Origin of the sequence: Cryptosporangium sp. NPDC048952 (assembly GCF_043197895.1) — a bacterium.
Lineage (GTDB): Bacteria > Actinomycetota > Actinomycetes > Mycobacteriales > Cryptosporangiaceae > Cryptosporangium.
This window is the reverse complement of record NZ_JBICTY010000001.1, coordinates 668,471-681,629: the sequence shown is the minus strand read 5'-3', so window position 1 is coordinate 681,629 and position 13,159 is coordinate 668,471. Positions and strand designations below refer to the sequence as shown.

The following is a 13,159-nucleotide window of genomic DNA, read 5'->3' as shown; positions in this document are numbered from 1 at the left end:
TCGGGCGGGTTACTGCTGTCACTGCTCCAGTTGCTGCTGGACGGTCGTGCCGTCCCAGTAGTCGCGCCGGTGCGCGATCAAGCCCTCTTCGACGCGGAACCAGAACATTCCGCGCACGTTCACCGGCTTCTCGCCGATCCGGAACGTCATCCGGTACCCGACGGCGGCGCGGTCGTCGTCGACCAACAGGTCTTCGACCTCGTAGTGCAATTCTTGGAACTCGGCCAGGAAGCCGCCGAGGCGCTCCCGATAGGTCGTGCGGCCGGTCAAGCTGCGGGCGGTCGCGGACGTGTGCTCGTTGTGGAAGTCCTCGGTCACACACGCCGCGACGGCGTCGGCGTCACCGGCGTTGAGCGCAGCCAGGTAACGCTCGACGACCGCCCGGGTATCGCTCAGTTGCCCCACTTTTCGCGGATCGTCGAGAAGACCCGCTGGTTGTGCGAGATCTCGATGACGTTGCCGTCGGGGTCCTTCAGCGCGCAGACGTAGCCGACCACGCCGCCGATGTCCTGCGGGTCCCAGTGCAGGTTGCCCATCTCGCGGGCCTTGTCGGCGATCGCGTCGACGTCCTCACGGTTCGGCACCTCGATGCCGATGTGCGCGAACGGCGTGAGCTGGCCGTGCTGGCCGCCGTGGTCCTTGTTGAAGTCGACCAGGACGAGCACGAACGGGCTGTCGACCTGCTTGTCGTTGGACAGCCAGGCGCTCTGCCCGGCGTCGTCCTTGAAGCGCTCCAGCAGGACCAGGGGCGTGAGCGAGGTGTAGAACTCGATGGACTTGTCGAGGTCGCCGGACGGCAGCGCGACATGCGTCCACCGTGCCTGCGTCAACTTCGTGTCGTCCGCCACGGGGGTACTCCTCTTCGATTCAGCCCTGGCACAGCGCTCTGGCGTTGGGAACTACCGTACTGAGGCGTTCGCGGTCACTGAATGTGCCGGGGGGACAAAGATGTCCCGGACACTCTGCCCCCGCGAAACATGAGAGTTCGTCGCTCTCTGTGCGAGGGTTGCGGCGTATCGGTTCGCGCGTGGTTCCCAGCGCCTAATGGGGCCGGCCCTTCGTGTGCCGGTCCTCGGTACGCTCGGGGCGCTCCCGGAGAGGAACTTCCTTGCGTACACAGCTACTCGGCCGCACCGGCATCCGCGTCACCCCGCTCGCACTCGGCACGATGATGTTCGGAGCCTGGGGCAACCCCGACCACGACGAGTGCGTCCGGATCACCCACGCGGCGCTCGACGCCGGTATCAACTTCCTCGACGCCGCGGACGTCTACGCGTTCGGTGAGACCGAGGAGATCGTCGGCAAGGCGATCAAGGGCCGCCGGGACGACATCGTGCTGGCCACGAAGTTCTGCGAGCCGGTCGGGCCGGGGCCGGTGAACCGCTCCGGTGGTAGCCGCCGGTGGATCGTGCGGGCGGTCGAGGACTCGCTGCGCCGTCTCGGCACGGACTACATCGACCTGTACCAGTTCCACCGGCCCGACCCCGACACCGACATCGAGGAGACGCTGAGCGCGCTCACCGACCTGGTTCGGTCGGGCAAGGTGCGGGCGATCGGTACCTCGAACTTCCCCGGTGGTGATCTGGTCGAGGCGCAGTGGGTGTCCGAGCGGCGCGGGTTCGAGCGGTTCCGTACCGAGCAGCTGGCGTACTCGATCTTCGACCGGCACGCCGAGTACGACGCGCTGCCGACGGCCGAGCGGCACGGGCTCGGCGTGATGGTGTTCAGCCCGCTGAACGGTGGGTGGCTGACCGGTAAGTACCGGCCGGGCGCCGAGGCTCCCGAGGGCTCGCGGGCCTACACCAACGGTGACCACTTCGACTTCAAGGCCGCCGAGGTGCGGGATGCGAAGTTGATGCGGATCGAGCCGCTGGAGGACATCGCCAAGGACGCCGGCGTGACGCTCATCGAGCTGGCGCTCGGGTTCGTGCTGGCGCACCGGGCGGTGTCGGCGGCGATCATCGGGCCGCGCACGATGGAGCAGCTCGAGTCGCAGCTGGGTGCCGCTGAGGTGACCCTCTCCGACGAGATCCTCGACCGGATCGACGCGGTCGTCGAGCCGGGCGTCAACCTCCACCAGGCCGGCGCCGGCGACCGCCCCCGCGCCCTCACCGACGCGCGCTACCGCCGCCGCTGACACGATCAACAAATCCCCCACTGACGTGGGGGATTTGTTGTCGCGCATGGATGGGCGCGCCCAGCGCGGGCGACCGCCGCGTCGAAGCGCGGCTACTTGCGCGCCTCCGAGGCGGCGCCTAGTTCCAGGAATTGCTGGTAGCCCTCGCGGTAAGCGGGTTGGGGCTCGGGGTCCACGACGGTGATCTCCGGGCGGGGCCACTGATGAGCGCCGGTCCCGCCGGGGCCCGGCCACCAGCCGGCGCCGGCGCCGGCGGAGAGGGCGGCACCGTAGGCCGCGAGGTCGCACTCCTCGGGAACCTCCACCGGCACCTCGAGCACTGACGCCTTGATCAGGTTCCAGAGCGGGCTCCGCGCCGGGTTCCCCGCCGTGACGAGCGTCGTCAGCGTGACCCCACCGGCCGCGAGCCCCTCGGCCACGTGCGCCAGCCCGTACGCGGTCGCCTCGAGCACCGCGCGGGCCAACTGCGGCCGCCCGGCGTCCGAACCGAGCCCGACGATCTCCGCCCGCAGCTGCCGGTTCCACCGAGGCGCCCGCGCACCCTCCAGGTACGGCAGCACGAGCACCCCGTCCGCACCCGGCGGAACCGTCGCTGCCAGGTCGATCAGCTCCGGGATACCGCACCCGGTGATCGTCCGCAGCCACTCGAGCATCAGCCCGTGACCACTCACCGGCCCACCGAGGATGTCCAGACCGCTCAACGCGCTGGTCTGCGTATACATCCCGGGAACCCGGACGCCCTCGGAAACAACGACCGCCATGCCCCCGGTACGACCGCCCGGGTCCATGCCGCGTCCCGGCCGGTCCAACGCACCGGCCCAGAACGCCAGGTACGCGTCCTGCGCCCCGGCGACGAGCGGGATCCCGGCAGGCAGCCCGTGGCTGCCGTCGGTGTGCCCGATCGGCCTGCCGGTGGTGACGACCGGCCCGTAACCGGGCAGGTCCGGATCACCGGGCCAGCGCGACTGGACCGGGTCGGCACCGATCCGGGTGCTCAGCCAGTCGTAGACCTGGAGGGGCTCGATGTCTCCCCCGGACTCCTCGGTCAGCACCGACAGCTGCGCCGCGTGCTGCTCGGCGGGGGTTCCGGTGGCTCCGGCCGGGTGGCGGTACGTGACGGCCAGGCCGCCGTTCGCCGGCACTGTCGTCGGGCTCTGGCCGCCGAGGCTGATCGCCACGCACGGCCGGTCCGCGGGCAGGTCCGCGAGGATCGCTTCGAGCGCGGTCGTGACGCCCGAGAGCCACCCCGCGGGGTCCGCGTGCCCGGCCGGCCAGCCGACCGCTCCCGGGTACGGGGCGTACGCGCGGGCGACGATCTCGCCGTCGGGCCCGAGCGCGAGCGCCCGCGCCGAATCGCTGCCGAGGTGCAGCCCCACTACTACCGTCACAGGGCTCTCCTCCCGTTGTGCCAGCTCGTGCGGCGCTGGTACGCATCCCCCGCGCGCAGCACCAGCGCCTCGTCGAACGGTGCGCCGATCAGCTGGAGGCCGAGCGGCATCCGATCGGCGGTGAATCCCATCGGTACCGACAGCGCCGGGTTCCCGGCGACGTTCCAATACGGCGCGTAGACCGCGAAGAACTCGCCGGACTCGAACATCCGGTCCAGCCGGTCGTACGGTGTCGCGGCGATCGACGCTGTCGGCGTCACGACCAGGTCGACGTCGTCGAACAGTGCGGTGACCGCCTCCTGGCCGGCCCGGCGGACGCGCTGCGCCTGCACGTAGTCGACGGCCGTGAACGCCTCGGCGAGTCCGATCGTCGCGAGCGTGTTGGCGAAGAAGTCCCCGCCGCGCACGGCGAAGTTTGGACGGTGCCAGGTCAGGGCCTCGCTCAGCGTCAGGACTATCGACGCTGCGGCCAGCTCCGGGTACAGCGGCAGCTCGATCTCGACCAGGTCGGCGCCGAGCGCGGTCAGCTCGTCGAGCGCGGCGGCGAACACGCCTGCCAGCGCGGGGTCGGCCACGGCGCCGCCGATCCGGTCGAGGCGGTCGACGCCGATCCGGACGCCGGTCAGATCTCCGTCGAGGTCGTAGCGCGGAACCGGCGCGTTCGACGTCGTCGGGTCGGCCGGGTCGGGACCCGCGATCACCGAGAGCAGGAGCGCGCAGTCGCGGGCCGTGGTGGCCATCGGGCCGACGTGGTCGGTGGACCAGCCCATCGGTAGGCCACCGGCGCGGGAGACGCGTCCGTAGGTGGGTTTGAGGCCCGTCGTACCGCAGAAGGCCGACGGCATGCGGATGCTGCCGCCGGAGTCGGTGCCCAGCGCGCCGAGGAACGCTCCGGCGACGAGGCCCGCTGCGTTGCCGGCGCTCGAACCGCCGGTCCAGCGGGTGGCGTCCCAGGGGTTGCGCGGTACCGGCAGTGGTTTGGTGAGGTCGGGTGAGCCGACGCCGTACTCGGACGTGAGCGTCTTGCCGACGACGATGCCGCCGGCGGCGCGGAGGCGCGCGACCGCGGTGGCGTCGCGCCGGTCGTCCGGGGGTGCCACCAGGCTGCCGGCCGAGGTCGGGCCGTCCTCCGTGGTGAGCAGGTCCTTGATGCCGAGCGGGAGGCCGGCGAGGGGGCCGGGGTCGTCGCCCGCGGCCAGCGCCTCGTCGACGCGCTGCGCGGCCTCGCGGGCGCGGTCGGCGAACCGCGAGAGGAACACCCCGAGCTCGGGGTCGGCCTTGTCTCCCGCGGCCAGCGCCGCCTCGACGAGCTCGACGCTGCGCACCTCGCCCCGGCGAAGCGCGTTCGCTGCTCCGGTGAGCGTGTGTACGTCGGCAGAGGAAGAACTGGTTCGACCGGTCGGTGCCACCGTGGGGACCGGGGCAACGGAGAAGGTTGCTGCTGGTTCGGTTGAGTGGGCGATCGGGGCGGCGTGCAGGCGGGTGGCGAATTCGCGGGCCGCGGCGGCGGTGACCTCGTCGATCGCCATCAGAACAGCGCCAAGCCGAGTCGGGGCAACGCACCCCGGCGCGACGGGTGAGCCTCCGCACCGGCCGGGCGCGCGGCCTCGGCCGGCGCGGAGGTCCCCATCAGGTGATCCCGCGGACGAACGGCTTGCCGAGAGCGCGCGGCTCGCGGCTCTTGCTGGCGAACAGCATCATGGCCAGCAGCGCCATCAGGTACGGCGCGGCGACCAGCAGCTGCGAGTTCAGCTCGAATCCGAGCGCGGGCAGGGCCAACCGCAGCGCGTCGGCGAAACCGAACACGAGGCAGCCGATCATCGTGCCCTTCAGACGCCAGGCGCCGAAGATGACCGCCGCGATGACGATGAAGCCGCGACCCGCAGTCATGTTCATGTTGAACGAACCGACCTCGGCGGTGGCCAGGTACGCGCCACCCAGACCCGACAGCAGACCGGCGTACAGCAGCGCCTGGCGGCGGAGCTTGTTCACCTTCAGGCCCGTGACGTCCGCGGCCTGCGGGTTGTCGGCGATCGCCCGGAGGTTGAGACCCCAGCGGCTCCGCTCGACCAGCCACCACGTCAACGGAATGATCACCAACAGCAGATACATCGGCCAGCGCTGCTCGAACAGCGGCCCGATGATCGGGATGTCACGCAACCCGGGGATGCTCAGCTGAGCGACCTGGTTGCTCGAGAACTCCGAGATCGCGATCAGGAAGCTCGTGAGTCCGAGCACGAACGCGTTGAGCACCAGACCGACGACGAACGTGTTGATCTGGATCCGGTGCGACAGGTTGCCGTGGACGAAACCCACGACCAGGCCGACGATCGCGCCGGCGAGCAGACCGGTGGTCGCACTGCCGGTGGCGCTGGCCACCGCGACCGAACCGAACGCGCCGCCGAGCATCATGCCCTCGACCGAGATGTTCTGCGTCCCGGCCCGCTCGGCCAGGTACTCACCGCAGGCGGCGAACGCCAGCGGTGCGGTCAATCGCAGCGAGCTCGCGACGATCGTGGTGATTTCGTCGGTGCCGATCACGCGGTCACCTTCTCGGGCTCGGTGGTCGTGGAGGGAACGGGCTCGGTGGGCGGCGGCGTGGCCTCAGCCCGGCCACGCGACTTCACCTTCGCCAGCACCGGCGGCACCACGAACGCGAGCACCAGCAGCGCCTGGACGATGTCGACCAGGTAGTTCGGCACACCCGTCGAGGCGAGGAAGCTCGACCCGGAGCGGAACGCGCCGAACAGCAGCGCGACCGGCACCGCCGCGATCGGACGGCTACGGGCGATCAGGGCGACCAGCAGGCCGTCCCATCCGAAGTTGTTCGAGAGCGCGGGCTGCAGGCGGAACACCTGACCGGACAGGATGACCGCGCCGGCCAGACCGGCGAACGCACCCGAGAGCGCCAGCGCCATACCGCCGGCCCACGGCGCCCGGACCCCCGCGTGGCGGGCGGCCATCGGGTTGAGGCCGAGCATGTTCAGGCGGAAGCCCCACCGGCTGCGGCCGAGCAGCACGGCCAGGACGATCGTCAGGATGATCGACAGGACCAGACCGCCGCCGATCTCCAGCGCCGGGTATTCGCCGAAGCCCGGGATGCGCACGGACGGCGGCAGCTGCGCCGACTCGGTGGACGCGATGCTGTCCGCGCTGGCCCGGGGCGCCTGCAGCAGCCACTGCACGGTCAGCGCGAAGCTGACGAGCTGGATCGCGAGGAAGGACATCAGCAGCGTGCTGACGACGACGTTGACGCCGCGGGTGTAGTGCATGACCGCGCTCGCGCCGGACCACAGACCACCGGCGATCGCACCGGCCACCAGGCTCAGGATCATCACCAGGACGCCCGGCAGCGCGAGGTGCAGCGCCACGTAGGCGGCCACTGCTGCGCCGAGCAGCACCTGGCCTTCCTGGCCGATGTTGAAGACGCCGGCCCGGTTGCTGATGCACGCGCCGAGCGCCACCAGCAGGAGCGGCGTCGCGGCCTTCAGCGTCTCGCTCCACGCCGCGGTGTCGGCGATGCTGCCCGTGTAGAGGGCGTCGAGGGCGTCACCCGGCGAGCCGCCGGTGGCCGAGACCAGGCCCATCGACGCCAGCACCGCGATCACGATCGCGGCGACCGTGATCAGGGCGACCTGGACGCCGTACCCACTCGGCCGCATCAGCTCGGCGACGTTGGGGAACTTTCGGGAACCGCTCATGCAGCCTCGCCTCCGACCAGCATGCCCAGCCGCTCGGCCGTCGCCTCGTGGATGTCGAGTACGCCGACGGTCCGGCCGGAGGAGATCACGGCGACCCGCGACGCGAGGGCCATCACCTCTTCCAACTCGGTCGTGATCAGCAGTACCGCGACTCCGCGGGCGGCCGCGGCGCGCAGCCGTTCGTACATGTCTTCGATCGCGCCGACGTCGAGGCCGTGGGTGGGCTGTGCCGCCACCAGGACGCTCGGGTCGGTCGACAGTTCACGGGCCAGGACGACCCGCTGTTGGTTACCGCCGGACAGGTTGCGCAGCGGCGTGTCCATCGACGGCGTCGAGATGTTGAACTGCTCGATCAGCCGGGCCGCGATCTTGCGCGCTTCCCGACGCCTCAGCAGGAACCGGCCGCTGACGCGACGCAGGTCGGTCATCACCAGGTTGTCGAGCACCGACATGTCCAGGACGACACCCGAGCGGTGCCGGTCCTCGGGGACCACGCCCACGCCGGCCTTGTGCAGCGCGCCGATCTTGCTCATCGGCACCGCGTTACCGTTGACCGCGACCGTGCCGGAGGACTGCTCGATCAGGCCCGAGAGCAGGTCGCCGAGCGTCGCCTGGCCGTTACCCTCGACGCCGTACAGCGCGAGGATCTCGCCGGGCGACACGGTGAGCGCGAAGTTGTCGAGCAGCGTCCGGCCGTCCAGGCCCTTCACCACGACGTCGCTCAGCGCTAATGCCGGGGTCTTGGACTCCGTGGCCTGGGTCTGGGTCACCGGAGCGACGACGGGCGTCTCCTCGGCGGCGGCCTGGACCTCCTCCGGCGTGGTGTCCTCGCTGATCAGACCGAGGGCAGCACCCTCGGAGTGCAGCGACACCTCGCGGCCGACCATCTGCTTGGCCAGCTCACGGGGGTTCGTGCTCGAGGTACGGCAGCGGAACGCCACCGACCCCTTGCGCAGCACCGTCACCTGGTCGGTCGCGGCCATGATCTCGGCCAGCTTGTGGCTGATCAGGATGACCGCCCGGTTCTCCCGGTTGACGACGTCGCGCAGGACCTCGAAAAGCTCCTGGGACTCCGCCATCGTGAGCACCGAGGTGGGCTCGTCGAGGATCAGCACCTCCGGATCGCGCCGGAGGCACTTGATGATCTCGACCCGCTGACGCTCACCGGCGGACAGGTCTTCGACCCGTGCGATCGGCGAGATCGGCAGGCCGTAGCGCGTGCCGACGTCCTTGATCTGGTCGCAGACCTCGTCGCGCTTGATGCGCCCGGGCTCGCCGAGGCTGACGTTCTCCCAGACCGTGAGCGGCTCGATCAGGCTGAAGTGCTGGTGCACCATGCCCATGCCGAGCGTCACCGCGGCCTGCGGGGTCGGGATCTCGACCTCTTTGCCGTGGCGAAGGACGGTGCCTTCGTCGCGCTGCACGAGCCCGAGCAGGACCTTCATGAGAGTGGATTTGCCGGCACCGTTCTCTCCCAGGAGGCCGTGGATCTCGCCACTGTTCACAGCGAGATCCACGGCGTCACAGGCGACGACCGGACCGAAACACTTCGTCACGCCACGGAGCTCGAGCGCCGGCGCCTCGAGGGTGCGCGGACTGTTCGACTGGCCGTCGGTCACGTCAGGCTCCGAGCTTCGCGACCTGAGCGTCGACGTCCACCTGGCCGTCGCCGATCTTCTTGATGAAGGCCTCGAGCGCGCTGTTCTGAGCAGCGGTGCCGCCGCAGATCTTCACCGTCGGAACCGGGTCCTTGCCGATGTGCCACTCGCGGGCGACGCCCATCTTCAGCTGGCCGTCCGAGAACTTCTGGAGCGCCGCAGCGAAGTACTCTCCCGGGTCGAAGATCGAGGAGACCTGGAACTTCGGCGCGGTCGAGGCGCACCGGTCGGTGCCCGGCGTCGAGAGGATGAGGTTCTTGGTGTTGCCGAACTTCGCGACCTCGTCGGTGGCACCACCCAGGTACGGGTAGAGCACCTGGACGCCCTGGCTGACCTGCGCCTGCGCGGCTTCCTTGGCCTTACCGGAGTCGTTGAAGTCACCGGTGTAGGTGGTAACCAGCGTGGCGTCCGGGACGACCTCCTTGATGCCGGCCTTGAACGCCTTGGCGGCCTGGACGGAGAAGTCGGCCTCCGGCCCGGTCACGTAACCGGCCTTCTTGTAGCCCTTCTCCTTCATCAGGAGACCGTTGGCGTACCCGGTCGCGTAGACGACCTCGTTGATGAAGTCGCGCGAGATCGTGATCTTCGGCGTCTGCTTGATGTCGGCGGACGACGGGACGTACCACGAGCTCTTCGCGCAGACCGACTCCTCGGAGGCCGGGATGGCGTCCTTGAGCTCGGCGGCACCGAGGGCGACCAGGTCGACCTTCTGGCGGCACAGGTTGCGGGCCTGGTTGAGCGCGTCGGCCGGGTTGACGGAGCCGACCTTGATCAGCTGCCAGCCCTTGGACTTGGTGAACTCCTCGGCCTTGGCCACGAAGCTCTCGTAGTAACCGTTGTCGTTCAGGTCACCCGGGCTGAGAACACCGACGACGACCTTGCCGTCACCGTTGACGTCCGGTCCGGCGGCGCTGGAGCCGGCGGACGCGGAGCTCGAGGTCTCAGCCGTGTCGTCGCCCGGGCTCGTGCAAGCCGCGAGCCCGACAGCGATGCATGCCGCGGCAGCCGCGACACGTACCGCACGAGTGTTCAGTCTCATTGGAGTCCTTCCGAGGTGCGTGGAGCCTTGCTGTCGGCTACGTGGGGGTTGACCGGCAGCATTTGACGGGTCATGCCGAATACGCGATGCGTTCCTGTTCGAAGAGAGCCTCACCGGCGGCAGCGACGAACCATGGAAAACCCATGCGGCCGACCGGGGAGACCTTAGTGGGGTCGATCCGATTAGGACCGGCCAGGATGGCCTCGTCCGCGACGATGCAGACAACCTCAGCGAGGACGATATGGACGCCTGAGAAGCATGACGTGGGGTCTCCACGGTCAATTACCTCCAGGACGCGGCATTCCATGTGGGCAGGGCTCGCCGCGAGTGAGGGCGGAGCGACTACCTGCGACGGGACGGTGTCCCACCCGATTAACTCAGCTTCATTGACACCGTTTGGAAACTCTTTGGCCGCAGTTTCAATATGGTCCGCCAGCGCGGTGCTCGTGATGTTGATGACGAACTCACCGGAGTGTTGCAAATTGACCCAGGTGTCCTTGGGTTCCGGGGTCGCCTCGCGGGTGGTGCCGATCGTGACGGCGATCGTCGGAGGCTCCCCGCACACCGGCATGAAGTAACTGAACGGCGCCACGTTGAGCTTGCCGTTCACGTCGGTCGTCGTGATCATCGCGATCGGCCGCGGCACGACGAGCTGCGAGACCATTCCCTGCTTCTGAGCGGGGGTCAGGCCGTCCAGGTTGATTACGGGCATTGGACCTCTCCTGTCTGCCCGGCGGCACCGTGCTCGGCTTCGGGCGCGGCCGGCCCTCCCGAAGCTGTTTCGAGGTCGGCCGCGGCGATCCGCGGCCAGCGGCGGAACGGCGTGATGCCCGTTCGCCGGAGCAGGTGGTGCGAGTTCTCCTTCGCGCAGGCGCGCAGGTCGTCGTAGTCGACGAGCTGGAGCTGCTGGTCGCGGACCACAACGGTCCCGTCGACCAGAACGTCGCGGACGGTGTGGCTCGGCATGCCCCAGACCAGCTGGAGCGCTTCGTCGCCGCGCGGCGTCCAGACCGGGTCGGTCGTGTCGTAGACGACGACGTCGGCGGCCTTGCCGACCTCGATCGACCCGATCTCGTGGTCGAGCCCGATCGCCCTGGCGCCGTCGATCGTGGCCAGCGCGAGCGCCTCGTGGGCGTGCACGGGGTCAGTATCACCCCGGTCGAGCGAAAGACCAGCGAAAAGCATCGCGGCGCGGAGGATGTCGGGGACGTCGTTCGCGTTGTGCGAGTCGCAGCCGAGCGCGACCCGGCCGCCGCGGCGGATGATCTCGACGTGCCGCGCGGCCCGCGTGAAGCCCTGACCGAGGCGCAGGTACGCACCCGGGCTGGACGCCACCGCGGTGTCCGTCTCGACGATCGCGTCGACCTCGTCGTCGTCCAGCCAGACCGCGTGGCCGAGCAGCAGGCGCGGACCGAGCACACCGAGCTTGGCCAGGTGCACGACAGGCCGGTTGCCCGATCGCGCCGCGTAACCGGGGATGTCGTTCTCCCCCGGCGAGATGTGCCAGGTCATCCGGGTATCCAGGCGCTCGGCGAGCTCGGCGGCGCCCTGGAACAGCGCGTCGGAGCACAGATCGTGGCCGAGCAGCGTGATCCAGGCGCTGACCCGGTCGGTCGTGCCGAGCTCGTGGACGATTTCCTCCTGCCGGGCGAGAACCTCGTCCACGGGTGCGGAGAAAGGAAGCCCTTCGGTGTCCCAGCCCCAGCCGTTCAGGCGAGCCCGGATACCTGTCTTACGGAGGCCGGCAGCCACCCGCAGCGGGTGCGCGACGGTGCCGGGCTCGATGATCGTCGTGACGCCCCGGCGCAGGGACTCCGCAGCGGTCAGCATCGCCGAGATCTCGTCGTCGCCACCGGTGTGCGCGTTGTGCAGCGGCACCGCCCAGTTGAAAATCGCGTCCTGGGCGCCGATGTCGTCCGGGATGCCGCTGCGGGTCAGCGGGTCGGCGGTCGTGTGCTGGTGAGCATTGACCATGCCGGGCGCGACGACGCAGCCGGTCGCATCCAGCTCCTGGGCGCCAGGGTGACGCAGCCGCAGGTCCTCCGCGGTGCCGAGGGCCGCGATCCGGCCGTCGACGACAGCGATCGTGGCGCCGGTCAGCACCTCGCGGCCAGGGGCCATCGTGACGACGTCGCCGCCGACGATCAGCAATTCAGTCACGGTGTCACCAGGACCTTTCCGACCGTGGCACGGTCGGTCAGCACGTCGAACGCCTCGGACAATCCCTCCAGGGGCAGTACCGCGGCGATCGGGGCGGACAGCTTGCCGGACCAGAACGCGGCCAGCGCCCGGTGGAAGTCCTCCGGGGTGTACGCACCTGAACCGAGCAGCGAGAGTTCGCGGTGATACGCCCCGGTGAGTCCGAAGGTCACCTCGTTCCCGCTCGTCTGTCCCATGAATACGAGACGTCCGCGAACGCCCAGGGCGCTCAACGAGAGCGGCCAGGTTGCGGGGCCGACGTGGTCGAGCGCGACCTCCGCTCCCCGCCCGTTGGTCAGTTCCCGCACGTAGGCGGCCGGGTCCGCGTCCAGCGGCACGCAGTGTTCGACGCCGAGCGCGCGGACCGCGTCGAGCTTGGCCTGGCTGCCGGCGACCGCGACGACCCGCGCACCGGCCTCCATCGCCAGCTGCACGGCAGCGACGCTGACCGCGCTGGCGGCGGCCTGGATCAGGATCGTCTCGCCGGCCGCGAGCCGGCCGACGGGGAACAGCGCGTGGTATGCGGTGGACCAGGAGGACGGCAACGCCGCGGCGGTGGTCAGCTCGACCCCGTCGGGCACCGGGTGCGTCTGCACTGCCTTGACTGCGACGTACTCCGCGTAGCCGCCCGGCCGGTTGCCCCCGGTGACCCGGACGTCGCCGCAGTAGCCGAAGTCACCGGCCTCGCAGAAGGCGCACTCGCCGCATCCCATCACCGGGTCGATCACGACGCGCGTGCCGACGGCCAGGTCGGAGACGGCCGCGCCGACCTCGACGACCGTGCCGGCGACGTCCATACCCGGCACGTGCGGGAGCGTGAAGCCGGGAAGCAGCGCGGGGCCCTGGCGCTGCAGCAGATCCATGCGGTTGACCGCGCACGCGGCGACCCGGATCAGCGCCTCGTCCGCGGCGATCGTGGGTACCGGCACGTCCTGCGCGGTCACGACCTCGGGGCCGCCGAAACCGGTCTGCACCATCGCCCGCATAGCGTCCCTCCCTGTCGTGTTTCGTAGCCATTGCCATCTCACATCGCGAGG

12 protein-coding genes are annotated in these 13,159 nt (G+C 69.9%); 1 reads left to right on the top strand and 11 read right to left on the bottom strand.

Annotated elements, in window-relative coordinates; genetic code table 11:
* Window positions 1-18 precede the first annotated feature (18 nt).
* Both ACGFY5_RS03120 and ACGFY5_RS03115 read right to left on the bottom strand, forming a co-directional pair.
* Window positions 19-405, bottom strand: a complete 387-nt coding sequence (locus tag ACGFY5_RS03120; RefSeq protein ID WP_392716729.1) for a nuclear transport factor 2 family protein — start codon at window positions 403-405, stop codon at window positions 19-21.
* Window positions 393-848 (bottom strand): VOC family protein, encoded by a 456-nt coding sequence (locus ACGFY5_RS03115; RefSeq protein ID WP_392716727.1) that lies wholly within the window; start codon window positions 846-848, stop codon window positions 393-395. The genes ACGFY5_RS03120 and ACGFY5_RS03115 overlap by 13 nt, the downstream gene beginning before the upstream one ends.
* 260 nt (window positions 849-1,108) lie before the next feature.
* On the opposite strand from ACGFY5_RS03115, the gene ACGFY5_RS03110 reads away from it, so the two are divergent.
* Window positions 1,109-2,137 carry an aldo/keto reductase gene (locus ACGFY5_RS03110; RefSeq protein WP_392716725.1) on the top strand — a complete coding sequence of 343 codons (1,029 nt, stop codon included), beginning with the start codon at window positions 1,109-1,111 and terminating at the stop codon, window positions 2,135-2,137.
* A gap of 92 nt (window positions 2,138-2,229) precedes the next feature.
* On the opposite strand, the gene ACGFY5_RS03105 is transcribed toward ACGFY5_RS03110, so the two are convergent.
* The 9 genes from ACGFY5_RS03105 to ACGFY5_RS03065 all read right to left on the bottom strand — a co-directional run bounded on the left by ACGFY5_RS03105 (window position 2,230) and on the right by ACGFY5_RS03065 (window position 13,108).
* Window positions 2,230-3,525, bottom strand: coding sequence for an FGGY-family carbohydrate kinase (locus ACGFY5_RS03105; protein ID WP_392716723.1), 1,296 nt, complete (start codon window positions 3,523-3,525; stop codon window positions 2,230-2,232).
* Window positions 3,522-5,054: an amidase gene (locus ACGFY5_RS03100; RefSeq protein ID WP_392716721.1), complete on the bottom strand. Its 1,533-nt coding sequence runs from the start codon at window positions 5,052-5,054 to the stop codon at window positions 3,522-3,524. The genes ACGFY5_RS03105 and ACGFY5_RS03100 overlap by 4 nt, the downstream gene beginning before the upstream one ends.
* Window positions 5,055-5,154: 100 nt before the next feature.
* Window positions 5,155-6,066, bottom strand: coding sequence for an ABC transporter permease (locus ACGFY5_RS03095; protein ID WP_392716719.1), 912 nt, complete (start codon window positions 6,064-6,066; stop codon window positions 5,155-5,157).
* Window positions 6,063-7,226 carry an ABC transporter permease gene (locus ACGFY5_RS03090; protein WP_392716717.1) on the bottom strand — a complete coding sequence of 388 codons (1,164 nt, stop codon included), beginning with the start codon at window positions 7,224-7,226 and terminating at the stop codon, window positions 6,063-6,065. Before ACGFY5_RS03090 ends, ACGFY5_RS03095 begins: the two co-directional genes overlap by 4 nt.
* Window positions 7,223-8,845 carry an ABC transporter ATP-binding protein gene (locus ACGFY5_RS03085; protein WP_392716715.1) on the bottom strand — a complete coding sequence of 541 codons (1,623 nt, stop codon included), beginning with the start codon at window positions 8,843-8,845 and terminating at the stop codon, window positions 7,223-7,225. The genes ACGFY5_RS03090 and ACGFY5_RS03085 overlap by 4 nt, the downstream gene beginning before the upstream one ends.
* A gap of 1 nt (window position 8,846) precedes the next feature.
* On the bottom strand, window positions 8,847-9,923 hold the full coding sequence (locus ACGFY5_RS03080) for a BMP family ABC transporter substrate-binding protein (protein WP_392716712.1): 1,077 nt from the start codon (window positions 9,921-9,923) through the stop codon (window positions 8,847-8,849).
* Window positions 9,924-9,993: 70 nt separating this feature from the next.
* Window positions 9,994-10,635, bottom strand: coding sequence for a flavin reductase family protein (locus tag ACGFY5_RS03075; RefSeq protein WP_392716709.1), 642 nt, complete (start codon window positions 10,633-10,635; stop codon window positions 9,994-9,996).
* The gene (locus tag ACGFY5_RS03070; RefSeq protein WP_392716707.1) at window positions 10,626-12,083 is read right to left on the bottom strand and encodes an amidohydrolase family protein; all 1,458 of its coding nucleotides are present in this window, start codon (window positions 12,081-12,083) and stop codon (window positions 10,626-10,628) included. Before ACGFY5_RS03070 ends, ACGFY5_RS03075 begins: the two co-directional genes overlap by 10 nt.
* Window positions 12,080-13,108, bottom strand: a complete 1,029-nt coding sequence (locus tag ACGFY5_RS03065) for an alcohol dehydrogenase catalytic domain-containing protein (RefSeq protein ID WP_392716705.1) — start codon at window positions 13,106-13,108, stop codon at window positions 12,080-12,082. The genes ACGFY5_RS03070 and ACGFY5_RS03065 overlap by 4 nt, the downstream gene beginning before the upstream one ends.
* Between the last annotated feature and the right edge of the window lie 51 nt (window positions 13,109-13,159).